Genomic DNA, 23,258 nt, shown 5'->3' with positions numbered 1-23,258 from the left:
CGTGGAAGTGATCGTGTGGGACAGCGACCCCACGGTCCCGGCCGCCCGGGCGGCGGATCCCGGCAGGATCGGCGGCCACGTCGCCGACCAGCTGCGGCAGGTCGTCCTCGCTACCCGTGCAGGTTCAGTTCTCCAGCAGGTGGCTGAGTCCGTTGGCCGTGAGGGCGCTTTCGACGGGAGCGCTGGTGGTGGCGATGGCGAGGGCCCCGCCAGTGGCGCGCAGCGCATGCTGGAGGCCGAGGAGCATGTAGAGGCTGCCGTTGTCGCACATGGTGACCCCGGTCATGTCGAGACGAAGGCGGCGAATGCCGGACTCGACGGAGGCGACGGCGACGTCGCAGAGGGAGGTGACGCTGTGCACGTCGAGTTCCCCGGTGAGGGCGAGCGTGAGGGTGTCGCCGCCGCTGGGAGGACGTATTGGCTGGATGGTCAGCCGTGGGTCCGATGAATGAAGTGCAACGCGGTCCATCTATGCCTCCGTCGTTGCCTTGAACTTTCCACACGGTATGCGGCAAATGACTGGTATGTCACCCTGTGAATCTCTTATTCGACCCGTGATGCTTGATCGCCGGGATGCGGGGCAGGCGGAGCCTGTGTCATCTGCCCCTTCCGGCCTGCTCGTGCAGGTTCGGCATGCCCTGGCGCAGGCGGGGTTTCACCTGGTCGCTGGGGATGCGGAGGAGGGCAGGCCGGGGCTTGCCGTGAGGGACGTGCCGGCCGGGGTGCTGGTGCGGTGGACGGCCTCGGACTGGTTCGCCTCGCTGGTGATGGACCAGCCCGGAGCCTCAGGCGACAGTATGCAGGCGGTGGTGCAGGCTGCCGTTTCGGGCCTGCTGGTCCAGCTCGGACACACTGTCACGGGGCCATCAGACGGTGGTGACCTGCTGGTTTTGGCCTGACGGACAGCGAATCTACTGAAGGCCGTGCCGGGCGGCGCGAGTGGCGTTCAGGGCGACGCAGTGCCAAAGGGGTGGGCCTGGCCTTGAGATTGATCAGGCCTGGTCGGCTTCGCGAGATGTCGGCTGACGGCTTCCGCTGGCGGGTGATTCGCCTGGTCATCAGCGCGATCGCGGTCCAGGTGATCAACGACTCGGAGTGCTGGACAGCGACCCCAGGGCCCCTGCGGCCTGGGCGGCGGATCCCCGCAGGCTCGGCAGCCACGGCCTGGAGGTCGCTGGGGACCGCATCGACGGGTTCGGCCCCCTCCCTCCCCGAACGCCGATCTCGCCTGCCAGCTCGAGGACCTTGTCGCCTCTGACCACGGAAAGCCTGACTCGGAAGTACGTGCTGACTGCCGGATCGGTGATGGGTCAGCGACAGGGCCGCCTGACACACGAGACGCACCCGGCCCCTGCTCGGCCGGGTGCGTGGGTGAGGCTTGCAGCCCACGCCCGCAGTGTGGGATCAGCGGTGTTGGTGGCCGCCGTGGCGGTGGTGGTCCCAGGACTCGTCGTCGAACCGGCCGGCCGTTGGCGGCTCACCGGTGTGCCGCGGCCTCCATCTTCCGGGGCCGAAGGCCCTGATCTTGGATGGAGGGCAGCGCTCCCCCCTCTGCTTACTTCACGCTGGACTTTTCATCCACGTGATGATCCGGGTCCACCAGCCGTCCTTCGATCGGTCCGGTGAACCGTCCATGTGCCGAGGAACGTGCGTGTGTCGCACTGCCCCGCCCTCGAGAGCCGCATCGGGCTCCGCTCGAGTCGGCTTGCCCTCCGCCGACTCACACATGCACCGCTGAGGTGTTGGCACGCTGGCGAGCACTTGCTCCACGTGTCTCCCGCAGCCCTCATAGGTCACCTTCCGGCATGAGTGGCAGACAGCACGTCGGCACATGATTCCCCTTCAGTAGCTCCCTTATTAACGACCAGTAATATCAACAGTTTCGTCACGGTCGAATTCACATGTTCGCCACAAGCGACCTCCATACATGCACTCTCTCCACGAACAACTGCCCCCTGCTGCCAGGAGGAACAACTGCGAGGGTGCGTAATGCACCGATATCGCTTGGCGCGCCTCACTCAGCGGTGGCAAGCGGTCACGGCCGGAATCCCCCGAGGTTGCTCTGGCCATCGAAACAGTGGTTCCATCTCGCCCGGTCGAGAAGGGAAGGGAGTACTCCGCATCGTGACAGGCCATCACCGCGCTTTTTGAGATCGTCGACCCGGGCGCGGCGAGGGCAAGAGACCGAGAACGGCAACCGCCCTCACGGAACGGGTGGTGTGCGCCGGTCAGAAGGGAGCAACGTGAGTTGCTCACACGCCGCAGGATGCCCCCTTTTCCCCTTGCTCAGGGCGAGCTTGCAAGGTTGGCGCGACTACTACTGTGACAGCGAGGATCAGTGGCTCGGCTGTGCGCGCTACCAGGTGTCACTCACCGGCGAACGTGTGCCGATCAGCCTGCTGCCCAACGGAGCCCGCGCGCGACACCTTGAAGAAGCGGCCACCGGCCTGGACCGGTACGACGCCGCCCCGGAGCAAGGACCCCAGCAGGCCGCTCCACCGCAACACAATCCCTGGCCGCCGGAGAACACGCCCTGGTCGCAGCCGGGACCGACTCGGTCAGCTGAGCCGTCAGATGCTGTGAACGCAGCACCGGAGAGCACGGCTTGGTTCGGGGCGGCATCTCCGTCGATACCGGCCTCGCATTACCGGCCGTCACCATCGCCACCGTTTCCACAGCCTTCAGACCACCCATCCAGACACGCGGGACATCGGCCCCGCGCGAAGCGCGGCTGGTGGGCTCGATTCACTGAATGGATGGGAGGCCCCGCATGAGTGGCTACTGGCCCTGGTGGGCCGGCGCTGCCGGGCTCGCTCTGATCACCATCAACTACACCCTCACCACGGACCGGTCTTTCGGGGTGTCCTCCGCATGGGATCGCGTGTTGCACTGGCGCAGGGAGCGCCGTCTGGAGCGGATGGACGAGGAGTTCCCCGACGAGCGTGCCCTCGCCGACGCTCTTGCCGCAGCTACAGCGGAGCACTTCGGCAGCAACCCTGCCGCGCCCACCGCGCCCGCTGCTCCGCAGGGAATGTCACAACGGCTCGAAACGAACGCCGAACCGACGGCGAGTGAGGACACCTCGGTCACCAGCCCGCGCCCAGCCCTCCTGGTCACCCAGGCTGCCCTGCTGGTATCGATTTTCCTGGGCGGATTGATCGCCGCGGTCACCTCCGGGCGGTTCGACCTCCGCTTCGACATGGGCCCGGGCTTCCAGAACGTAGTCACCGCAAACCCGACCATCATGACCGTCCTGCTGTTCGCCGGAGGCGTGCTGGTCGGCTTCGGCACTCGGCTGGCCGGTGGGTGCAGCTCCGGCCACGGACTCAACGGCTGCGGCCGTCTACGCCCGGTCAGCCTCGTCGCGACCGCCGTATTCTTCGGCACCGCCGTCGCGGTGTCGTTCCTGCTGTGGAAGGTGATCTGATGCGCACTCGGGGCGCGATGCTGCTGGCAAACATCATCACCGGCCTGACTCTCGGCTATACGGTCTCCAACATCGGCTTCGGCGACTACACCGAACTGAACCGCATGTTCACCTTCCAAGACCTGCGCATGCTTCTCTCTTTCGCCGGCGCCGTTGTGATCATCGTGTGCGCGTTCGCTCTGCTGCGGGTCCGCCGCACGCCGGGGCGCATCCACGCCGGTGTGATCCCCGGTGCAGTGCTGTTCGGTACGGGCTGGGCAATCTCGGGCGGCTGCCCGGCAATCCCGATCGTCCAGGTCGCCAGCGGGTACCTGCCCGCCCTGGTCACCATCGTTGGCGTCATCGTCGGCATGCGGCTGTGCCGCTGGGCCAACGCCCGCTACTTCCACCTCGACCGCGGCTCCTGCGGCCTGTGACCAAGGAGGCCTGTCGGCACGCCCCGCAGAGGCTCGCCCACCAGATCGAAGAACTCGCCGACGCCCCCTGACCCCCCAAGACGTTCCAGCCACTCGAACGCAGGCTGCCGCGGCAAGGCCGATACCGGGGCAGCCATGCGGGTGCGGGTGCTTCTCGCAGCGCACCTACACGTCAGGCTCTTGGCGGGGGCCCAGGAAGCAGCGCAGCCGTACGCTGGGTCCAGTCGATGCCGTCGTCGTGCTCCTTGCTCGATGCGAGCCCGAGGAACCCGAGAAGGGGAGCGGCGATGAGGATTGCTCCGCACAGGCTGCCGATGGCCACATAGGCCGCGGCGGCGGTGACGGCCCAGAACAGGATGTCGCACACGATCCGCGCCCACAGCGGGAACGGAGCGCGCCACGCGTGGTCGCGGCGGTACATGCGCACGAACTTGCCGGACGCGCGCTTGGACCGGCTGGGCTTTCCCTGGCCCGGCCTTGCCGCGCGGACGTCCTTTTTCTTGCCCATGGAACTCCTCCTCGGACACCCTGCTGCGGCCCGCCACAGTGCGCCACCTCGCAGGGGATCGGGTCGTCACCCGAAAGTGAGTAACAGCTGGCTGGTTGCCGAGCAGTCGAACTCGGGCCTGGAGGACCCGTTAGTGGGGCTGCTGCTGCTCCGGCGCGGCCAGGTGGCCCGCGCGTTGGCGCTGGCGTTGAGGTTCGCCGGTGGCAGCTGCTGGAGGACCCGTCGCCCGGCCGAGCCATCCCACCATGACGACGACCTGGGCACCGTGGCCTACCAGCTGACGGACGCCGCAGGCCTCCAACGCGGTCGCCTGACCAGGCTCGCACTCAACGGGGAGGACCTCGTCGCCACCGGCCAGGTCGCCGAGCAGAGCAGCCGCGATACCGCCCGCGAGGCCCGGCTGGTTACCGAAGCCGCCGTCGACCGCGTCCGCGACCAGCACGGGCCCGACGCCATCGGTCCGGTCGCCGCCGTCCGCCGCGCCTCATGACATGGCCCCGCCCAGCCGTCCCGAGCTCGGCTGAGTGTGGTTGCGGCTGAGGTTGGGGGCAGGCGCATGGGAAAACCCCGCCCCCGATGGAGAGCCGGTGATGACGACTTCTGGTGTGCAGCGGTCCGGGCCCCCCGGCCTCCCGTCACCGTGGATGGCCTCGACCTTGCTGTGCAGCTTGCTGTGGCGGTCCTTCGTGAGGCGCCCCCAACTGCTTGGGAGGGCTGGGCTGGTTCGCTGGAATGGGACTGCTGGGGAACCGTCGAGTACCTCAGCGGCGACCTCTTCGCCTACGCTGCGCAACTGGGCCCCCGAACACCGCGCCTGGGTGGCGAGGTGCTCTTCGTATGGGGGAGCCGGCGGCCCGGCGGCCCGGCGAACGCCATTCACGCGAACCGCAAGGCGGGGCCCGCCGGCCTGCTGCAGGTCTTGGAGGCGAGCGGTGCGCTGCTGGTTGCCATGGTGCGCACGACGCCTCCGCAGACCCGTGCTCACCACGTCTTCGGCGTCTCGGACGCTGAGGGCTTCGCTGCGGTGGGGACCGTGGAGACTTTGGTGCACACGCACGACCTGGCCCAGGGGCTCGATCTCACATGGAGCCCGCCTGCCGATCTGTGCTCGCGGGTGCTCGCCCGGCTGTTTCCGAACGCACCGTCGTCCACGGATGCTTGGTCGACCTTCTTGTGGGCCACCGGACGCGCCGAACTACCCGGACACCCTCGACTCACCACATGGCGCTGGGACGGCACTCCCCGGGCATAGGCTCAGGCGTCTGCGCCGCAAAGAAGATTCGCGAAGGGCTGCCCGTCGAGGGGGTGGACGGGGTTGAGCGGCGGGTGGTCGACCCGTTGACGGGGCCGGTCGAGTCCGTCCGCTGCGTTTGTTAGCCCCGGGGGAGAAGTTTCCGGGGCCCGGCGTCTGGAGTCGTGGTGCTCAACGACGGCGCGGGTCAGGTGTCACGCGGTGGCCGGCCGTGGCTCCTCCAGCACTGCTCTGTTGAGGCTGTTGGGATTTCCCCATCCCTGCTGAGCAGTTTTCCGGACCTGCTCACCTTGGATCCCCACTCCAGGGTGAGCGTATTGCCCGAGTGCAGTTGACAGTGGGAGGTGAAAGCTCGGCCAGGGTTGCCGTGGTCGGGGAAAGCGGTCTTATCGGAAGGCGGTGATGTGACGCTGAGCCCAGTCGGCGAAGGTGCGGGGTGTGCGGCCGAGGACCTGCTCGACGTCGGGGCTGATGCGCTGTTCGGCGAGGGTGGGCTCGCCGAGGATGGTCAGCGTGGTCTCGACCACGGGCTCGGGCATGAACTGCAGCATCTGCGCACGGGCCTCGTCGCGGGTCTGCTCGATGAACCGGACGGGTTCGCCGAGTGCGTCGGCAATCGCCTCGGCCCGCTGACGGGGCGTGTTGAGTGCGGGCCCGGTCAGCTCGTAGATCTGTCCGGTGTGGCCGTCCTCGCGCAGGACTGCGGCGGCGACCTCGGCGATGTCGTCCGGGTCGATGGTCGGCAGGCCGATGTCGGCGAACGGTGCGGCGACGGTCCTTCGGGCGCGGACCGACTCGGCCCAGGCGTAGGCGTTGGAGTGGAAGCCACCGGGCCGCAGGATCGTCCAGGCCATGCCTGATTGCTGGACGGCGTCCTCGATGGCGCGTGCCGTGTCCCCGTGGGAGGCTGACCGGGGGCGGGTCGCAACTCCTTGGGAGGACAGCAGGATGACCCGGCCGACGCCGCCGGCCTTGGCGACATCGAGGATGTCCTGTGGGCTCAGCAGGTGCGCGCTGGGGCCGCCGTTCTGCAGGAACAGCGCGTCGGCTCCGTCGAATACGGGCCGAAGGCTCTCAGGGTCGACCAGGTCCGCCCGCCTGTACTCGACGTTCTCCGGCACGTCCGTGTCCGAGATCCCCCGGGATGTCGCGGTCACCCGCACACCAGTTGCCGCGAGGGCCTGCACGAGCGATCGGCCGACGTTGCCGGTTGCCCCCGTCACTACGAACATGAACAACTCCCTTGTGAATTCAGCATGGTTGTCGCCACCCGAGCGGGCGGGACCGTCGTGGAGAGCTGCTCTCCGGGCGACACGGGGACGCTAACACCGTCGATATAGTAGGTACCTAGAGGAAAGTGACTATCTCAAGGGGGTGTGCATGGCCGGCAGTGCTGACTGGGTGGCAGCCGCGGAGACCGACCCGGAGCTCGCCTGTCCGACCAGTGCGGTCGTGGACATCGTGTTCAGCCGGTGGACGACGCCGATCCTTTGGACTCTCAACAGGCATGGCCGGCAACGGTTCGTCGAGCTGGAACGGCGGATCGGCACGATCACACCGAAGGTACTGACCCAGCGGCTGCGGCAGCTGGAACGCGACGGCATGGTGGTGCGTACGTACCACCCGGAGGTCCCCCCTCGGGTCGAGTACGAGATCAGCGAGCTGGGTCGCAGTCTGGCCCCGCTCTTCGCTCACCTCGCCGAATGGGCTGCCGGCAACCTGGACAAGGTCGAGCAGGCCCGGCACGACTACTACACCGATCCACCCAAGTAGCGCGTCAGCGAGAGGGCTCGGTCCGTGTCGGATCTTCCGCTACCTGGTTGATCCCGCAAGCATGTGGAGAGAAGAGCCGGACTGGCGATTTTTCCCAGAGTCCCAACAGCTCTGCGCCGGCTGCGCCGGCCTGCGGTTCATCGAAGCGGATGCCGAAGGCTGACCCGGCAATCTGTGCCCGGCCTGCCGGGAGCAGTGGGAACCGCAGGACCCGGCCTGACCGCACCGACCCGCACACCGCGGGCACCTCTCTCAGTGGCGATTGCAGGTCATTGCATGCTCCGGCCAGACGTAGCCCCTTGGTGCTGACCTACTCGAGGGCGTGGATGACAGCGTCCAGGATGGCTCGCACCCCTGCCCAATCCTGGGCGTCGATGGGGGATGGATCGTGCTGGTATTGCTGGCAAGCACTGCTGTAGTTGCGCCATTGGACCGGTCGCAGGCTTCCATCGGGTAGAGACAGCGCGTCTGTGCCGAGGTAGAGCTCGATCGATCCGGCCAGGCCGTTGACGTCCGCTCGGGTGGTCCTGCCTGTGGGCGTATCGGCGCTCGCAGGGCCCAAGGTGGGGTAGTTGGAGGCTAGTTCTCGCGGTGGATACTGCAGGATCTTGATATTGGGCGGGAGCGTGTCGCGGGCCAGTGGGCGCAGGGCCTCTGATGCGGCAGTGTCGTTGTCGAACAAGGCGATGACTGGATTGGTGATGCCGGCAGTTGCGAACGCGCGCACTGTCGTCACCAGGCTGCCTGCTCCGCCTTGGGGGCGAGACCCGTAATCCATGAAGCGGGCCAGGTCTGTCAGATGGGGATAGAGCAGCTCCAGCGCAGGCTTCGGTACGGTGACGTCGGTGCTGCCCTCGGTGAGGACAACGAGAGGAGCGTGTTCCGCAGCTGTGTTATGAAGGGATTCCCGTGCCGGCGAGCAGAGCTGCAAGAGTTCCGAGTCAGGGTCTCCCTCTGCCTCGTGGACGTACATCACTGCCTCTGTATCCGGCAGGGCCAGGAGGGCCGCTCGGAGCGCCAAAGGCGGATAGGCGTATCGCAGCAAGCTGACGAGCCAGGTCGGCTCGCCGAAGCCGAAGGGATGGGGATCTGTGCGCGGTTGCGCCCTGCCGAGGTCCCGCCCCCAGTCCGTGGCTGAGTACGCTTCCAGAAAAACGCTCGTTCTGCCTTTGTTCTTGGGCGCATCCACTCAGGCGCTCGGCGCTAGCGGTGAACAGCAGGGTCTGGGTGCAAGGGGTGGCCCCCAGTCCTGCGGCAGCAGGGCCCACGAACCGTGGTCCAGCCATGGCGGGAGTTGGATGGGCCGGGCACCGGTGAGGTGGTCCAAAGAGAGCGGGACGATCCGGTCACAAGTAGCCCGTCCGTCCCACCACACCGTGCCGGCCAGTGAGCCGGTCAGTGCCAGCAGGGTGGCGAAGCTGCAGCCGTGCTCCTGAATGACGACCGCGCCGGCCGTCTTCAGGTCCTCGAATCTGTCGGCCTCGTCAGTCCAGGCACGCCAGGCTGTTCGATACGCGGCGTCGTCCTCGAACGCCTCAGCCTGTGGCTCACGGGCCATCAGTTCGTCGTCGCTCTCGGCATAGGAGTCGGGGTGCGGAAAGGGAATGGCCCAGCGGCTCGCGCCGCCCCTCGTCATTGCCGGCCCACCACCAGCCACGCCCGGTCCGCTCAAGCCGGAAGAGTGCCCCGCCAGCGCTCACCTGGCGCAGATACGTCCGGTATTCCTCTGGCAGGAGCACACACCGAGTTCTCGTTCGGCCTCGACGATCTCGGCTTGGGTGAGGGGCGGCTCTGTCATGGGGCGAGCCTGGTCCGCGTCAGGCAGACTATTTCGTCCACTCACGCGACCCCGGCGCCATGGCGGAGACAGGCTGCTCCAAAGAGACACGGCCTGAGGGTTGTCCCGTAACGCCTGACCAGCACTGAGCAGGCTGTGGGCTTTGGGCATCTGTACGGAGCCCGGTGCATTGGTACTGGGCGCCCCGTCCGTGGCTGGGTGCTCATTGCAGCAGGTGGTCGACGTGGCGTTGGAGGATGCTCAGCGCCGTCTGCGGGGAGTGGTGGCCTGCGAGGACATGGACCGTGAGGCCATCGGCCACAGCGAGGAGGGTGTGTGCCTCGCGGGTGGGGTCGAGGTGCTGTGGGACTTCCCCGGTGTTTTGGCCATAGCGGATGAGCCACGCGATGAGGTCATGGAGCTTGGCATGGGTGTCGCGCAGGACGGCGGCCAGCTTCTCGTTGGCCGAGGCGTGGGTGACGAACGCCAGCCAGACGCGTGCCTGCGTCTTTGATCCCTCATCCAGCAAGGCGAGTTCGGCCAGGGTGTGTGACAGCAGAGTGGCTGCGGCCTCGGGGGTGGAGGTTGTGGCGATGCGTTGGTTGGCGCGTTCGCTGACGCGTTGGGAGATGTGCTCCAGCGCGAAGAGCAGCATGTCCTCCTTGGTGCGGAAGCAGCGCTGGACAGCCCCCATGGACACGTCCGCCTGAGCGGCGACGTCGCGGAGGCTGACGGCCTGCATGCCGGAACGCGCGATCAGGGTGCAGACTGCCTCGGCGATCCGGCGGCGCCGGTCCTCATAGTCGACCTGCCTGGGCACGCTCCGCTCCTCCTGTTTTCCGATGCGCTTGCATCATATCCGTTTACACCCCACGATGTGATGCAACCGCATCAGAACGATGGGTGTACACCGGAGAGGACTCACGTCATGGCGAAGCAGTTCAAGAAGTCGGACAACTACTCAGGTCAGGGGCTGCTCTGGCTGTTCGGTGCCATTCTGGTCATCCAGGGCTTCGGCTCCGCCCTCACGGAGGCGCGGTGGGATACAAGCTTCGGTGTCGCCGGCCTTCTGCGAGCAGCACATGTGCCTGAGTGGGGGACCCTTCTGGTCGGCTGTGCAGGTGTCGGCCTGTTAGCGGCAGCGGCGCACCGCCATCAGGCGAGCAGGCAGGCGCACCGACGTCCGTGAGCGCCCCCGAGGCCAATCACCGCTGGGTGGCAAACTCCTGGCGTGGCTGGTGTGATCAGGGCCTCGGAGCCTTCCTGGATATCCTCGTTCACCGGGCTGAGCCCACGACTGCTCCAGAAGCTGGTGTCTGCGCTGCGCCGCGAGGGTGCGGACGCGGCACGGCGCGGTGGGCCTTGGGGCCTGCCGCTGGAGGACCGGGTCATGCTGGTCGCTACTTACTGGCGCACAAATCTGATTACTGGCGCACACATCTGACCCTGCGGCAGCTCGCTGCGCTGTTCGGCATCTCGAAGTCCGCTGCCGCCCGGATCATCAACGACCTCGGTCCGCGCCTGGCACTGCACCAGCGCCGCCGCTACCGCAAGGACACCGTGCTGATCGTGGACGGCACCCTGGTCCCGACCCGCGACCACACCGTCGCCGAACAATCGAAGAACTACCGGTACTCCACCGACCACCAGGTCGTCATCGACGCGGACTCCTGCCTTGTCGTCGCGGTCGGTCGGCCTGTGGCGGGGAACCGCAACGACTGCAAGGCGTGGGAGGAGTCTGGCGCAATGGCGGCGGTCGGGAAGACCATGACGATCGCCGACGGTGGCTACCGCGGCACCGGCCTGGTCACTCCCCATCGCCGCGCGCGCAAGGGCGAGGAGCTGGCCGCCTGGAAGGAGGAACACAACCACTCACACAAAAAGCGTCCGCGCCCGCGTCGAGCACGTCTTCGCCCGCATGAAGAGCTGGAAGATCCTGCGCGACTGCCGCTTGAGAGGCGACGGCGTTCTCCACGCCATGCTCGGCATCGCACGCCTGCACAACCTCGCCCTCGCCGGATAACCCCCAAAGCCACCAGGCTCACTGAAGCCCCGTAACCCGAGATCCAATCCGGGACAGCACTTAGGCCGTCTCTTTCGGGTCATGGTCAGCGTTGTTCCAGGGCGTGCGTCGCGTGCCCTCGCTCCTATGATCCGGGCATGAAGTGGCGATGGGCGGGAGCCGTGGTCAACGCGGTGGGATTAGTTGTCATGGGTTGGGGTTGGCGGGGTGGCTGGAGACGGGTTGCTCCCACTCGTTCAGGGGCGGCTGCGGGGTGTCAGACGGAACGGGCCGGTATTTCAGCGCTCTTTTCATCCCGCCGTGGTTGCTTGCGATCCCAGTCAAAATGGGTCTCTACGAGCTGGATCGGCGGCCAGCGCTGGGTTTCTCCGCGGGCGCGCTGTTCGGCTGCTCGGCGGTCTTCTCCATGGGTACGTCGACGGGGTACTGGATCCTGGCGGCTACCCTGCTGGCGTTTGGCACGGTGACCCCCATGGCCACACGTCGGTATAGCGTCGCCGCGCAGGGCAAGGCACGCAACATCGCCAGGCAGCAGGAGGAACGCCGCCTTGCACGGCAGCGGCGGGCCGAGCGAAGGCAACAGCGTAGACGCTAGGCCGTTCCCTGCGGATCATCTCGCTGCCGAGCAACTGTCGACTGCTGCCCTTCGGCTCGGGCGTCGTGAAGTCTTTGAGCAGGGCCTGGGATACGAGGTGCTGCCTCGATGCGGCTGTGCTGTTCCCACGCGCTGGATTCTGTCAAGTACCCTTCGCCATCCGCTGCGCACCCCTGCTGCTCTTCCGCCGGCCGCACGCGGGCAGCTGCCGCCACCGGCGTCACCGTCACTGCCTGCACCGTGTTGGCCTGGGTGGCGATGTCGCACGACTCGCGCGCCTACTGGGTCCACGACATGCTGGGCGCGGGCCTGGACGGCAAGGCCGGGCGCGGCGTCCCGGGTAGGGGTGTCCCCCGCGATGAGTGGCCGCGGGGGACACCTCAGGGTGCTCGTTCCTGTCGGGCCGTGCGCTCAGGGAGCGTTCTCGGCGACGGCCAGGCGGTCGATCCAGCCGCCGAGGGATTCCCAGCCGGACCAGCCGTTGCTGGGGGCGGTCTGCCACTTGTGCCATACGGCGCCGTCGGATCCGCGGGCGAAGATCTCCAGCCGTCCGTCGTTGTTCTGGCTGACGGCCAGGCGGTCGATCCAGCCGCCGAGGGATTCCCAGCCGGACCAGCCGCCGCCCGGCGATGTCTGCCACTTGTGCCATACCGCCTGGTCGCTGCCCCGGGCGAGGATTTCCAGCCGTCCGTCCTCGTTGCGGGCGAGGGCGATCATGTCGATCCAGCCGCCGAGGGATTCCCAGCCGGACCAGCCGTTGTTCGGCGCGGTCTGCCAGTTGTGCCATACGGCGCCGTCGGATCCGCGGGCGAAGATCTCCAGCCGTCCGTCGTTGTTGCGGGCCGTCGCCAGGCGGTCGATCCAGCCGCCGAGGGATTCCCAGCCGGACCAGCCGCCGCCCGGCGATGTCTGCCACTTGTGCCACACCGCCTGGTCCCCGCCCCGGGCGAAGATCTCCAGCCGTCCGTCGTTGTTCTGGTTGACTTCCAGGTCGTCGATCCAGCCGCCGAGGGATTCCCAGCCGGACCAGCCGTTGCTGGGGGCGGTCTGCCAGTTGTGCCATACGGCGCCGTCGGATCCGCGGGCGAAGATCTCCAGCCGCCCGTCGACGTTCTGGGTGACCTTGAGGCGGTCGATCCAGCCGCCCAGGGACTCCCAGCCGGAATATCCGCCGCCGGGCGATGTCTGCCACTTGTGCCACACGGCCTGGTCGCTGCCGCGGGCGAAGATCTCCACCCGGCCGTCGGCGTTACGGCCGTGGGTGAGCAGGTCGATCCAGCCGCCGAGGGATTCCCAGCCGGACCAGCCGTTGTTCGGGGCGGTCTGCCACTTGTGCCACACCGCCTGGTCCCCGCCCCGGGCGAAGATCTCCATGCGGCTGACCGCGCGCTCCGACGCCTCCCGTACCGCCGCGGCCACGTTGAGGAAGTTACCGATCGCCTTGCCGGGATCGGGCGTAAGCGCGGTACCCGTGGAATTGAGGATGCGGCGCACCTCGGCGTGGCTGAGCCGCGGGTTCGCGGCCAGCATCAGGGCGGCGGCACCGGCGACCTTCGGCGTGGCGCCCGACGTTCCGCCGAAGTTGTTGCGGTACGCCGAGTCGGAGCCACTGTCGCAGGTCACGTCGTGCGAGCTGTCGCCCGGGGCGGACACCACGATCCGGGGGCCGTAGTTGCTGAACCAGGCACGCTTGTTGACCGTGGCGTCATAGGCGGTGGCGCCGACGAGGATCGAGCCCGTCTCCGGGATCGGCTTGCCGTCGTCACCGATCCCGGCGTCCCGGTCGCCGTTGCCGGCTGCCACACAGACGACGACGCCCGCGGCGATCGCCGTTTTGATGGCCGCGTTGACCGACGGAATGTACTCGTAGTTCCCGAACGATCCCGTCTGGACTTCGAGGATCACGACCTTGCGTCGGCCGCCGCTGTTGGTCGTGCGAACCCAGTCGATGCCCCGGGCCCAGGCGTTTCCGCCGAGGTCCGGGCCGGTCCCCGAGTCCGCCTGCACCACCCAGAGGGAGGCGGCGGAGGCGACGCCCGCCATGCCGAGGTTGTTGACTGCGGCACCGGCCAGCCCCATGACGCCGGTTCCGTGGGAGACGGACCCGCCGTGCGTGACGTCCGTGCTGCCGTCGAAGGCGTTGAACCTGTTGGTGATATTCGGGGCGAGGTCGGTGTGCGAGGTCCGGCAGCCCCAGTCGACGTCGGCGATGACCACGCCCCGCCCGGTGGACCTGCCCCACGCCTGGTTCACACCGCAGCGGAAGATGTACCACTGGTTCTCCAGGCCGGTGACCGTGTCGACCACCACCGTACCGCTCTTGCCGACCAGCGGTTCCGACTGCGGACCCGCCGGGGCGAGCGCCGTGGAGGGTTCGGCGGTCACGGTCGGCGGCAGCGCCGCGGGGACCGCGATCGCCCGCTCCACCTCGGGCAGGCCGTCCAGGCGCTCCGCGATCCCGAGCGTGTCGGCGTCGTCGGCGAAGTGCAGGGTGACGAAACGCGCGAGATTCGGCGCCTCGTATCCCTTCGCGGCGGTGGACGCCTGGACCGCGGTGGCTTCCTCCGGGCTGATCAGGAACGTCGGTTCCGCCCTGACGAGGTTGTTGTCCGCCAGGATGCGGTTGAACTCGGTGAGGGACCCCTCGGTCACGCTGCGGATCTCCGCTGGAGTGGTGTCCGTGCCCTCGAGGACGGACGGCGTGATCCCGCCGCGGAACTGCACCTCCACGACACCGGGCTCGTACGACGGACCGTTCGCCAGCGTGCCTCCCGGCCCGCCGAAGCGGGGCAACGGGGCGCTGGCACCCCCCGGCGCGGGTGCCCGGTCGCCGCCCGGGGGACTGCCGGGCCGCGGCGCCTGCCCGGTCGGCTCCGGCCGGCCGGCCATGCCGTCCGCCGGCACCGGCATCCCTCCGCTCGCGGACGCCGACGGCGCGTTCCCGCCGGGCACCGGCATCTCGCCCGGCTTGCCGGGCGCCGGCGCCGACGCCATCCCGGGCATCGGCATCTGTCCTTCGGCGGGCCTGCCGGCCACCGCGTTCATTCCCGGTAGCGGCATCCCGGCCGCGCTCGTGGCCATTGGCCGGGCGGGTGTGCCGGACGTCGCGGGTACGGGCATGTCCGATGCCGTCTGTGGTTGCTTCTCGGGCCCGCTGCCGTCGGATCGCTTTCCTTGCTTGGACATGGTTCCTCCCAGGGATGACGGAGGCACCCTTCGGATGCGCTGAACGTGCGGGGTGGGGGTATCTGACGGCCAGCCGTGGCCCCTGCTGAAGTCGTCAAACGTTCATATGGCCCTGCCACAAAGGCCGCCTGCGCGCGGCGCACGCCACGACACTACCTCCATTCAGGACACTCTGCGCTTTATCGACTATCCGGGCAAAAGTTCTCGACGGTAGCACCTCCATGACCAGGCAATTCAAGGTTTGTTGCAGATTCTCCCAAAGCCGGCGGAGCAGAGTGCTGCCATAGCTGACTCTCACAAGTCAGCCAAGACGACCAGTCCTTGCGACGACCGCTGGACTCGGACCCACCGTGGTCCTTGACGGCGCCAGCGACAACCGAAAGGAACACAGAGACATGTCTCGTATGCGCACGACCCTGACGCCTATGGCTATGGCTGCTGCCACCGGAACCCTCGTTGCCACCGCAGCGACCCCCTCGGTAGCCGCCACACCTGTAGCGACCGGAGCTCAAGCAGCCCCGACCACCGCCTCGTCCGATTGCCGACACTGGACCGACAACATCAACACCTACGGTGCCGGCGCCTGTACAGGATTTCCCTCAAGGGCGAAGGTGCAAGCCTCGGCCAAGTGCAAAAACGGACAATGGGCGGTCGGCAACAAGGTCGCGGCCACGAACTGGTCTTACGCCTACTGCGCCGGTAAGGGCGGCTACGTGGTCGGCACCGGCGGTTACATCGTCTTCGACTGATGACCGAGAAACGTACCGAAGGGGCAATGAGCCGATTGTGAGGCACTGACCAGCTCACTGGACAGACCGCATGGCACTTTCCACTTCCTACGGGACCGACCTCGGTCTGCACATGCTCAAGCCGACCTGGCAAAAGCCGAGATCAGCTCGGTGAACCGCCCCGGACGCGGGCTTGCATGCCAGGTGCTGTGAGAGGAGATCACGCCGGCCCCCGCAGCCGAGGCCGAGTTCGCCAACGAGCTGCTCCAGCGGAGAAACACTCTGATACGCGATCACCCCAAGGCACAGTGAAAGTCAGCGGGGAAGTGTCAGCTGGGCATCGTCATCTAAATGTCAGTGATGCAGCCTCGGTGACCTGGTAGTTGGCACTGATGGATGGTGCTCACCTGTTGCTGACATGGGTGACGAAAGGCCAGGTCATTCTCACGCCGACTGCTATAGCAGGTGCGGGGTTTGTGCTGGTCGGAGGTGGTGGGCCGTAAGGGAGCGCAGCGAGTTTGCTGGCCATGGCGGTCCTGGTCGTGCACGCTGCCAGGGTTACGGTGCCCGCCTTGGCCGGTCCGGTCGCCTGGCTGTCAGCCCGGCATGATGAAGGAGATCTTGGGGGCCTTCCCGTGCGTTTCGCCGTCCAGGCCGGTTCAGCAGCCGTAGGACCGCGGCCGGCAAGCCCCTGCCGTCTCGGTGTCGCATGAAGGAGAACCGCATGAACCATGCCCAGTTCATCGCCCTGGGACGGTCCCTTCGCGTCGCCGGAGAGCACGGGCAGCGACTCGAAGACCACGACGCCGACACCAACACTCAGGAGATCCGCCAGGACCTCGAGCGGGCCCTGGCCCTGCTGGACGACGCGGTCAGCACCTCCAAGCCGACCACCCGCTGTCCCGAGCACCCGGGCGGCCCCGTCGACCCGGACGCCGCGGACCTGTGTCTGCTGTGCGAGACCCGCCGGCGATCGGGGACGCGCGTACCGAATCCGCGCTCCGCCGGCGGGGAGGACGATGAGGCGTCGGCACGCGTGCCCTCGAGCCACAGGATCCGTGAGGACCAGCCGCAGCCGAGGAAGCGCTGGGTCCCCGAGATGTGGAACGGGCTGGCCTGGCAGATGTGCGGCACTCCCCGCCACAGCGAGCCCGAAGCCGAGCAGTACCTGAGCCGGCTGTACCAGGGTCCGCAGGCAGCGCCGGCCTATCGGCTGGTGTACGCCTTCACCGACCACAGCGTCGTCCGGGTCTGGGGTACCCCGGCGCTCCGCCAGGTCGAACTTTGAACGACCAGCACCCGGGCAGCGAGGCACGCGTCGATCTGGCGGCACTGGCCCTGCGCCGGGCTCGCGAGGACGCCCGGCGGGGCCGCTTCACCGAGCGCGCCCCCGCCGTCCGCCGGCAACGCGTGCGGGGACGGACCCCGCCGGTCCTTCTCGCGCGAGTCCTGCTTGACCTGTTCGCCGTGTCCGAGGCCTCGCCGCTGCCAGCCTGGCATTCGGTGGCCGGCCCCCTGGCCCAGCACGTGGTCCCCACCGACTTCGACTCCGAGACCGGGACGCTCACCCTGGCCGGCCCCTCGGCTGCCTGGCTGACCAACACACGGCTCGTGGCGGACCGGCTGGTGCAAGGGCTCAATGACGTGCTCGGTGCGGGCACGGTGCGCCATATCCGTCTGGTGAAGGAAAACCCCTCCCAGGTTCCTTTGCTGCCCCCGATGCCGGACAGCTTACGTACACCACGACCGGAGCCGACAACTGCGCCGCCCGACCCCGCCATCGAGGCGGCTCTGAACCGACAGGCCCGTCAACTCCCGTGCGAAGCAGACCAACCCCTCCTCCGGTGGGCAGGCCGAAACGGTGATCATGCAGACCCGAGCGTGGCTACTCTGACCTGATGCCGCGTGCTGCGGCCAGCGGGACCTGGGAAACGGACATGGGGGAGAGGGAACCGGGGTGACCATCGACGACAACGACGCCGCACTGCACCATCCGCACGATCTTGAAGCGGAGAAGGGAGTGCTGAGGGCGATGCTGCTGTCCAAGGATGCGATCGCCGACATTGTCGACACCCTCCACGGGCACGACTTCTACCGGCCCGCCCACGATCTGATCTACACGACGATCCTCGACCTGTACGGGCGGGGCGAGACCACCGACCCGCTCGCCGTAGCCGCCCGCCTCACCCAGCAGGGCAGCCTGGAGAAGGCCGGCGGCTCCGCCTACATCACCGCCCTCGTCAACGGGCCTTCCTCTGCTCGGAGCTGGCAGACCAATGCCGACCGCGTACAGAACGCGGCCATGCTGCGCCGAACCAAGATCGCCGCGATCCACATCGAGAACCTGGCCTCCGATGCCGACCTGGACGCCGTGGACCGCATCGCCGACCAGGCGCAAGCCGAGATCTTCGCCGCCACCACCCGGCGCCCCCTGCTACCGCCGGCCAGCCCGCTCGGCGACGTCATGGAGGACACCCTCGACTGGATCGAGGCAACCGGCGGCCGCGACGCAACCCTGCCCGGCGTGCCCACCGGCTTCACCGACCTGGACTCCCTCACCGGCGGACTCCACCCCGGCCAGCTCACCGTCATCGCCGCCCGGCCCGCCATGGGCAAGTCCACCCTCGCCCTCGACTTCGTCCGCTGCGCCAGCATCAAGCACAACCTGCCCAGCGCCGTGTTCTCCCTCGAAGCCGACCGCAACGAGATCGGCATGCGGCTGCTGTCCGCCGAAGCCCGCGTCGCGCTGCACCACATGCGCTCCGGCACCATGACCGACGAGGACTGGACCCGCCTCGACCGACGGATGCCCGACGTCAGCGCCGCCCCGATCTACATCCAGGACGGCGCCTACTCCAACGTCCACGACCTGCGCGCCCACTGCCGCTACCTGCAGGCCCGGGCAGGCGTTCAGCTCATCGTCGTCGACGCCGTCCACTTGCTCACCTACGGCACCAGACCGCTCGGCTCCCGCTACGAGGAAATCTCCGAGATCGCCCGCTGCCTGAAACTCCTCGCCAAGGAACTCCGCCTGCCGATCGTCGCGATCTCCACCCTCAACCGCAGCCCAGAGCAGCGCACCGACAAGAAACCCATGATCAACGACCTGCGGGACTCCGGCGCCCTCGAGGACAACGCCGACCTCGTCATCCTCCTGCACCGCGAGGACGCCTACGAGAAGGACTCCCCCCGCGCCGGCGAGGCCGACTTCATCGTGGCCAAACACCGCCACGGACCCACCGCGACCATCACCGTCGCCTTCCAGGGCCACTACTCCCGCTTCGTCGACATGGCCCAGACCTAACCCCTGCAGCTGTAGGTTCTCAGATCCCGTGTCATTTTCTCAGTCGCGACGTCATGTGACTGGCCGAACTGACACGGATTGAGAATCGCTGGCCACTGCCGTCACTCGTTTGAGGACTCCGTTGCCAGCGGGATACCGCACCGGGGGCAGCCGTTTGCGTGGTCGTCCTGGCAGACGTAGCCGATGGCACCTTCCACGCACCATTCGGCGGCCTCCTCGGACAGCAGGTCGGGCCCGGCAAGGAGCAGCCGACGAAATTCCGTGGTGTCCGCAATGTCGGCCGGCCGGTTGGTGAACCACTTGTCGAACCAAGGCTTGTCCCGGTGTATGCGCCAGTGCGCATTCTCCCGGTCGTCGACAGCCGTAAGGAACCGATCGACGATGCGCCCCCAACTCGGTGCTCCGAACCAGCCGTTGTCGGACGCGCAGAAGGATTCGATCAGGGTTCGCAGGCCGAACTCCTTCTCGGTAAGGCAGTACCTTCGCCCCCATGAGATCGCGACCTGTGCCATCCCCGCGAGTTCTACGCGCGGATCAACCTCGTGTGCCGGGTCGTCAGGGTTGTGGCAGGCCAGCCCGAGCTCGAGCACAGACTGCCCGGTCGGTAGAACCCGGGACGGGTTGACGATCGCGAGACCGAGACCGATCCAGTCGACATGGTCGAACGACAGCATCGAGCGCACGAGTCGGGTGGTTGCCGTGTTGATCCGCATCATTGTGCCGTCGTGCAGCGGACTCTTCCCGGCATGCCAGTTCTCGACGGGTGTGTTGCGCCACACGGCGAGCGTGATGCGGGTGGCAGCGAGCCACAGCAGGGCGTCGTCGTCGAGGTGCCCGAACCGCTTGGCACACTCCTGGGCGCCGTAGGTGATCAACTCTTCCGGTTTCGGCCACCTGTGGCTGTCGGGCCCTTCAGGCCCTTCAGGCGCGTACTCGTAGTCGTCGGCGTACTCGTCGAGGATCGCGCTCAACTCGGCGGCGCTGTAAGCCTCGCTGTACTCGGAGCTGTCCGGCTCCTCGACGGTGTACATGTCGTGGTGCCAGGAGACGTACACGTCGCCCCAGAGTACGACGTCATCGCACTCGCTGGCGTTGTCCGTCACAACCGGCCTGATGGTGATCGGGGCAGGACGCCCGTCGGTTCGCTCGCCGTCCTTCTTGGCTGCCCATGCGGTGATGACCCCGAGCGGCTTCGGAAGGAGAGGGCCGACCTTGGTGATGCTGAACGGCTCGTCGTCGTCATCGGTGTCGAACCGGCTGTTGACGAACGCGACCGCCTCGGAGGGCGTGCTGACGATGGACTGGGTACCACTCTCGTTGTCAACCACTCGCCACAACGCGCTGTTCTTCACGATGCTCTCCGATCGCGGTGAGTGCACCCGGGGCGGGTGCGATGCGCCGGGTCGCTCGGCACTGACTCCAATTATGGGCTGATCAACCCGTCCGTAGTCCCGCAGGCCCTTGTCGGCGACGACGCTCGGGACGTTCGTGTGCAACGAAGGTGTGTGAGTGGGTGGAACGGATGGTTGCCGATGCAGGTTCGTGACGCCGGGCCGCGTTGCAGCCTGCTGGCCAGCCTGAGGAAATGACACCGATCTGAGACAGCCGCCTGCCGACACATCGTGAGACTCAAGGGAAATATCCAGGTCACAGGGTCGGCGCCTGACACTGAAGTTGAGAACCTACAGCAGCACACCGCGAACGAGAGGAACCATGGCCACCAGATCGACGACGCGGGCTCGCCCCCCCCAACCCAAGCAGGTAGACAAACCAGAGGCACCCAAGCGGCTGGCACCAGGAACAGAAGTTTCCCGAGAGCTATGGCTACTGAGCGGGAACGAATGCGCCTAGCCTGGCTGCGGAACGCGGCTGCTCAACGAGAATGACGACTGGGTAGGCGAGATCGCACACATCCGCGGTGCCAAGAAGGGGTCCGCACGGTTGGACTCCTCTATGACCAATAAGGAGCGCGCGGACTTCGACAACCTGCTGATCCTCTGCCCCACGCACCACGAACAAGTGGACGGCAAGAACGGCCGTACCCTCCACACCGTCGCTGACCTGACGCGCATCAAGCAGCAACACGAGGACCGCTTCCGGCGCGTGATCACTGTCATCGCGGAGAGCCAGGACGAATACGTCGACCTGACCCGACGCAACCGCGTGACGCCGTGCACGACGCTCGCGCGCCTCCTGCCCGACCAGGATGAGGAAACGGCCGCCTGGAACGCTGAGGTGGCCAACCGGTTCGCCGACGAGCTGCGCCGCGTCACACTCGCCGCCCGTGGACTGCTCAGCACGGTCCCATCGCGCCGTCGTTACAGACGCTGCACGATCTCCTACCGCAGCGTGCCGCTCTTCCGCTTGCGACAGACCTTTGGCGTGGCGGTGGCGGTGCCCGGCAGATCCCGCTCTTTTGTAGATGTCCGGGGTACGCGCCGCCAGGCGCGGGTAGTGTCTGTGTCAGCCGAGTCCGGGTCTTCGTTCGTAGCGAGGACACCAACTGGCACCCCAACTTGCCTCTTTCACCGTCCGGGGACGCGGCCGCACCGTGTCCACCAGCGGGTTCCTGTCTGTGCGCGTGCGCCGCCCGTCCGGTGTGCCCCGCGCTCTTCCTCTTTTGGAGTCCCGCGATGACGTCATCGCCGACCGTGGCCCGGGCCATCGAGTTCCTGTGCGAACACACCTCCAGGAAGAGCCGCGTGCTGGCCCTGCTGGCGCACGACCACGGGCCCAGTTCTCTGACCGCCGTTCTGACCTGCAAAAACCCTGAGCACGCCTTCGAGGCGACAGGCATTCTGCGCCGGGTCCTGGCGCTGCGTGACGCCGCAGCCGTCGATGACGAACTGACCGCTCTGACGGCCCAGATGCCGGATGCACCGGCCGGCTCCCTGCGCCAGGCCGTCACGCGAGCCGCGAGCGGGACCTGGCCCGCAGAACCCGGCACCTTGCTCACGGCGACGGACCCGGACTCGGAGCCGTTCGACGACGAACCGGATTCCTCGGCAGCGCCCGCAGCGGCAGGCCATCCGCGGCTCAAGGACCTGCCGGGGAAGGTCGTGCGGATCACCCACCTGCGCGAGTTCCACATCACCGACGAAGACGCGCTCCTTCACGCCGCTGCCCGCCGCGGCTGGGAACCGCTGCCGGCGTCCGAACTCGGCGACGACGACCCACGCGACCTGGCCGGCGCCGTGATCACCCTCACCGAGGACAGCGACGTCACTGGCAGCCAGACGCTGGAAGACCAAAGCGCGGCAGAGGTGCTGAGCGTCGAAGACGGCGACGAACTGGCCGACTGGAGCGCAGCGCCCGTCGTCACCCGGTTCGTCCACGGCTGGCGCCTGCGCCAGCAGCGCAAAAGGCCCGCAGCCGGTGAGCAGACGCCGAACTTCGCCGCCCTCTTCGCCGTTCGGGACTGCCCCTGCAAGGGCGAGGACCCCGACTGCGAGGAGTGCGGCTGGCAGCTCACCCCCCGCACCGCCGACCTGCTCCACACAGCCCTCGTTCTCCTCGCAGACCAGGCCTACGACGACGCACACCGCCTGGGGGACCAGTTCCTGCCGGACGCCGACGCCACCACCTGGGAAGTCTTCGACCGGCTGCCTCCGCTCACCTGGACGGCCGACCACCGATGGCGGCGGCGCATGGCGCGCGCCTTCGACGACCTGGCCGCAGACCTCGCCCGGGGCAAGTGGCCCGAACCCACCTGCACTGCGGAGGAGATGGCCCTGCACCTGGCCATCGAGGACGCCCCCACCCACCTGGAAGATCGCCCACCCACGGATCCCCACCACACGCTCCCCGAACACGGCGACGACTACAGCTGGGACGACTGTTCCGATCTGCTGTTCCAGGACCACGACGTCCTGATGCTCTTCGACCCGAAACTCGGCGGTATCGCAGACCCGGAGGACCTAGCGAACCAGTCCATGGGTGTGGGCGACCTCAGGGCGGCCGCCTGGTTCGAGCCCTTCGGCAGCCACAGCGTCCGCGATCCCGGGCGAGGCTTCCGCCGGTAGGGCACAGCGCCTCCACGCCGGGCGCCGTGAGACCCTGAGCCGGGGCTTGAGCGCGGAGTTCGCAGGTCGTCCGCCCGAAGACACCCTGCAGCACGCATCCAAAGGCCGGTCATGCGGGCGGAGTTGCGTCTGCGGGGACCATCCGAGGCGGCAGTCCCAGTGTGGGCGATCGCGAGAAGCGCAGCGCCGTTAACCGTAGCTTTGCGTCGGCGACGAAGCGGTGGGACGCCGGCGCACTCGCCTTGGA

21 protein-coding genes and 2 pseudogenes are annotated in these 23,258 nt (G+C 67.6%); 15 read left to right on the top strand and 8 right to left on the bottom strand.

Features of this window, described 5'->3' with window-relative positions; translation table 11 throughout:
• Window positions 1–124: 124 nt before the first annotated feature.
• Window positions 125–361 (bottom strand): STAS domain-containing protein, encoded by a 237-nt coding sequence (locus ABEA82_RS33760; RefSeq protein WP_345665549.1) that lies wholly within the window; start codon window positions 359–361, stop codon window positions 125–127.
• A gap of 193 nt (window positions 362–554) precedes the next feature.
• On the opposite strand from ABEA82_RS33760, the gene ABEA82_RS33755 reads away from it, so the two are divergent.
• The 3 genes from ABEA82_RS33755 (at window position 555) to ABEA82_RS33745 (ending at window position 3,843) form a co-directional block, all read left to right on the top strand.
• Window positions 555–899 carry a hypothetical protein gene (locus ABEA82_RS33755; RefSeq protein ID WP_345665548.1) on the top strand — a complete coding sequence of 115 codons (345 nt, stop codon included), beginning with the start codon at window positions 555–557 and terminating at the stop codon, window positions 897–899.
• A 2,018-nt stretch (window positions 900–2,917) separates the two neighbouring features.
• On the top strand, window positions 2,918–3,427 hold the full coding sequence (locus ABEA82_RS33750) for a YeeE/YedE family protein (RefSeq protein ID WP_345665547.1): 510 nt from the start codon (window positions 2,918–2,920) through the stop codon (window positions 3,425–3,427).
• The gene (locus ABEA82_RS33745) at window positions 3,427–3,843 is read left to right on the top strand and encodes a YeeE/YedE thiosulfate transporter family protein (RefSeq protein WP_345665546.1); all 417 of its coding nucleotides are present in this window, start codon (window positions 3,427–3,429) and stop codon (window positions 3,841–3,843) included. Before ABEA82_RS33750 ends, ABEA82_RS33745 begins: the two co-directional genes overlap by 1 nt.
• A gap of 172 nt (window positions 3,844–4,015) precedes the next feature.
• On the opposite strand, the gene ABEA82_RS33740 is transcribed toward ABEA82_RS33745, so the two are convergent.
• A complete protein-coding gene (locus ABEA82_RS33740; RefSeq protein ID WP_345665545.1) occupies window positions 4,016–4,351 on the bottom strand; it encodes a hypothetical protein in 336 nt (111 codons plus the stop codon).
• Between the two features lie 76 nt (window positions 4,352–4,427).
• Between ABEA82_RS33740 and ABEA82_RS33735 the strand changes: the two genes are divergently transcribed.
• On the top strand, window positions 4,428–4,841 hold the full coding sequence (locus ABEA82_RS33735; protein ID WP_345665544.1) for a hypothetical protein: 414 nt from the start codon (window positions 4,428–4,430) through the stop codon (window positions 4,839–4,841).
• Between the two features lie 150 nt (window positions 4,842–4,991).
• Window positions 4,992–5,603, top strand: coding sequence for a maleylpyruvate isomerase N-terminal domain-containing protein (locus tag ABEA82_RS33730; protein ID WP_345665543.1), 612 nt, complete (start codon window positions 4,992–4,994; stop codon window positions 5,601–5,603).
• Between the two features lie 386 nt (window positions 5,604–5,989).
• Here the strand turns inward: ABEA82_RS33730 and ABEA82_RS33725 are convergent, their stop codons facing one another.
• Window positions 5,990–6,835, bottom strand: coding sequence for an SDR family oxidoreductase (locus ABEA82_RS33725; protein ID WP_345665542.1), 846 nt, complete (start codon window positions 6,833–6,835; stop codon window positions 5,990–5,992).
• Between the two features lie 148 nt (window positions 6,836–6,983).
• Between ABEA82_RS33725 and ABEA82_RS33720 the strand changes: the two genes are divergently transcribed.
• Window positions 6,984–7,376 carry a winged helix-turn-helix transcriptional regulator gene (locus tag ABEA82_RS33720; protein ID WP_345665541.1) on the top strand — a complete coding sequence of 131 codons (393 nt, stop codon included), beginning with the start codon at window positions 6,984–6,986 and terminating at the stop codon, window positions 7,374–7,376.
• A gap of 310 nt (window positions 7,377–7,686) precedes the next feature.
• Here the strand turns inward: ABEA82_RS33720 and ABEA82_RS33715 are convergent, their stop codons facing one another.
• The 3 genes from ABEA82_RS33715 to ABEA82_RS33705 all read right to left on the bottom strand — a co-directional run bounded on the left by ABEA82_RS33715 (window position 7,687) and on the right by ABEA82_RS33705 (window position 9,973).
• The gene (locus ABEA82_RS33715) at window positions 7,687–8,349 is read right to left on the bottom strand and encodes a hypothetical protein (protein ID WP_345665540.1); all 663 of its coding nucleotides are present in this window, start codon (window positions 8,347–8,349) and stop codon (window positions 7,687–7,689) included.
• Window positions 8,350–8,565: 216 nt separating this feature from the next.
• Window positions 8,566–9,012: an SMI1/KNR4 family protein gene (locus tag ABEA82_RS33710; RefSeq protein ID WP_345665539.1), complete on the bottom strand. Its 447-nt coding sequence runs from the start codon at window positions 9,010–9,012 to the stop codon at window positions 8,566–8,568.
• Window positions 9,013–9,376: 364 nt separating this feature from the next.
• Entirely contained in the window at window positions 9,377–9,973 is a 597-nt protein-coding gene (locus ABEA82_RS33705) for a TetR/AcrR family transcriptional regulator (RefSeq protein ID WP_345665538.1), read from the bottom strand.
• 108 nt (window positions 9,974–10,081) lie between these two features.
• On the opposite strand from ABEA82_RS33705, the gene ABEA82_RS33700 reads away from it, so the two are divergent.
• The 3 genes and pseudogenes from ABEA82_RS33700 to ABEA82_RS33690 all read left to right on the top strand — a co-directional run bounded on the left by ABEA82_RS33700 (window position 10,082) and on the right by ABEA82_RS33690 (window position 11,771).
• Window positions 10,082–10,342, top strand: coding sequence for a hypothetical protein (locus ABEA82_RS33700; protein ID WP_345665537.1), 261 nt, complete (start codon window positions 10,082–10,084; stop codon window positions 10,340–10,342).
• 42 nt (window positions 10,343–10,384) lie between these two features.
• Window positions 10,385–11,176 (top strand): annotated as a pseudogene (locus ABEA82_RS33695) (transposase).
• Between the two features lie 325 nt (window positions 11,177–11,501).
• Entirely contained in the window at window positions 11,502–11,771 is a 270-nt protein-coding gene (locus tag ABEA82_RS33690) for a hypothetical protein (protein WP_345665536.1), read from the top strand.
• Window positions 11,772–12,182: 411 nt separating this feature from the next.
• Here ABEA82_RS33690 and ABEA82_RS33685 read toward each other — a convergent pair whose 3' ends face one another.
• Window positions 12,183–14,774, bottom strand: a complete 2,592-nt coding sequence (locus tag ABEA82_RS33685; protein WP_345665535.1) for a DUF8189 domain-containing protein — start codon at window positions 14,772–14,774, stop codon at window positions 12,183–12,185.
• Between the two features lie 614 nt (window positions 14,775–15,388).
• Here ABEA82_RS33685 and ABEA82_RS33680 point away from each other — a divergent pair.
• From ABEA82_RS33680 to dnaB, 4 genes and pseudogenes are all read left to right on the top strand, one after another.
• Entirely contained in the window at window positions 15,389–15,706 is a 318-nt protein-coding gene (locus tag ABEA82_RS33680; RefSeq protein WP_345665534.1) for a hypothetical protein, read from the top strand.
• Window positions 15,707–16,409: 703 nt separating this feature from the next.
• A complete protein-coding gene (locus ABEA82_RS33675; protein ID WP_345665533.1) occupies window positions 16,410–16,973 on the top strand; it encodes a hypothetical protein in 564 nt (187 codons plus the stop codon).
• Complete coding sequence (locus ABEA82_RS33670) at window positions 16,970–17,584, top strand: DciA family protein (RefSeq protein ID WP_005322173.1); 615 nt, start codon at window positions 16,970–16,972, stop codon at window positions 17,582–17,584. The genes ABEA82_RS33675 and ABEA82_RS33670 overlap by 4 nt, the downstream gene beginning before the upstream one ends.
• Before the next feature lie 94 nt (window positions 17,585–17,678).
• A pseudogene (gene dnaB, locus ABEA82_RS33665) lies at window positions 17,679–18,989 on the top strand (replicative DNA helicase); the annotation flags it as partial.
• A gap of 101 nt (window positions 18,990–19,090) precedes the next feature.
• On the opposite strand, the gene ABEA82_RS33660 reads toward dnaB, so the two are convergent.
• Window positions 19,091–20,341: a hypothetical protein gene (locus ABEA82_RS33660; RefSeq protein WP_345665532.1), complete on the bottom strand. Its 1,251-nt coding sequence runs from the start codon at window positions 20,339–20,341 to the stop codon at window positions 19,091–19,093.
• 601 nt (window positions 20,342–20,942) lie between these two features.
• Here ABEA82_RS33660 and ABEA82_RS33655 point away from each other — a divergent pair.
• Window positions 20,943–21,626, top strand: coding sequence for a hypothetical protein (locus ABEA82_RS33655; RefSeq protein WP_345665531.1), 684 nt, complete (start codon window positions 20,943–20,945; stop codon window positions 21,624–21,626).
• Window positions 21,623–23,011: a hypothetical protein gene (locus tag ABEA82_RS33650; RefSeq protein ID WP_345665530.1), complete on the top strand. Its 1,389-nt coding sequence runs from the start codon at window positions 21,623–21,625 to the stop codon at window positions 23,009–23,011. Before ABEA82_RS33655 ends, ABEA82_RS33650 begins: the two co-directional genes overlap by 4 nt.
• Window positions 23,012–23,258: the final 247 nt, after the last annotated feature.

The sequence above is a fragment of the Streptomyces venetus genome (genome assembly GCF_039540295.1).
Lineage (GTDB): Bacteria > Actinomycetota > Actinomycetes > Streptomycetales > Streptomycetaceae > Streptomyces > Streptomyces venetus.
The sequence above is the reverse complement of the archived record's forward strand: the minus strand, read 5'-3'. Positions and strand labels throughout refer to the sequence as shown.

Bases quoted from the DNA above. Each gene is read 5' to 3' on its own strand.
- ABEA82_RS33710 (WP_345665539.1), bottom strand. From the start codon at position 9,012: ATGACGAGGGGCGGCGCGAGCCGCTGGGCCATTCCCTTTCCGCACCCC.
- ABEA82_RS33680 (WP_345665534.1), top strand. From the start codon at position 15,389: ATGGCTGCTGCCACCGGAACCCTCGTTGCCACCGCAGCGACCCCCTCG.
- ABEA82_RS33715 (WP_345665540.1), bottom strand. From the start codon at position 8,349: ATGTACGTCCACGAGGCAGAGGGAGACCCTGACTCGGAACTCTTGCAG.
- ABEA82_RS33685 (WP_345665535.1), bottom strand. From the start codon at position 14,774: ATGCCCGGGATGGCGTCGGCGCCGGCGCCCGGCAAGCCGGGCGAGATG.
- ABEA82_RS33745 (WP_345665546.1), top strand. From the start codon at position 3,427: ATGCGCACTCGGGGCGCGATGCTGCTGGCAAACATCATCACCGGCCTG.
- ABEA82_RS33740 (WP_345665545.1), bottom strand. From the start codon at position 4,351: ATGGGCAAGAAAAAGGACGTCCGCGCGGCAAGGCCGGGCCAGGGAAAG.
- ABEA82_RS33650 (WP_345665530.1), top strand. From the start codon at position 21,623: ATGACGTCATCGCCGACCGTGGCCCGGGCCATCGAGTTCCTGTGCGAA.
- ABEA82_RS33720 (WP_345665541.1), top strand. From the start codon at position 6,984: ATGGCCGGCAGTGCTGACTGGGTGGCAGCCGCGGAGACCGACCCGGAG.
- ABEA82_RS33675 (WP_345665533.1), top strand. From the start codon at position 16,410: ATGAACCATGCCCAGTTCATCGCCCTGGGACGGTCCCTTCGCGTCGCC.
- ABEA82_RS33655 (WP_345665531.1), top strand. From the start codon at position 20,943: ATGACCAATAAGGAGCGCGCGGACTTCGACAACCTGCTGATCCTCTGC.
- ABEA82_RS33700 (WP_345665537.1), top strand. From the start codon at position 10,082: ATGGCGAAGCAGTTCAAGAAGTCGGACAACTACTCAGGTCAGGGGCTG.
- ABEA82_RS33725 (WP_345665542.1), bottom strand. From the start codon at position 6,835: ATGTTCGTAGTGACGGGGGCAACCGGCAACGTCGGCCGATCGCTCGTG.
- ABEA82_RS33750 (WP_345665547.1), top strand. From the start codon at position 2,918: ATGGACGAGGAGTTCCCCGACGAGCGTGCCCTCGCCGACGCTCTTGCC.
- ABEA82_RS33690 (WP_345665536.1), top strand. From the start codon at position 11,502: ATGGGTCTCTACGAGCTGGATCGGCGGCCAGCGCTGGGTTTCTCCGCG.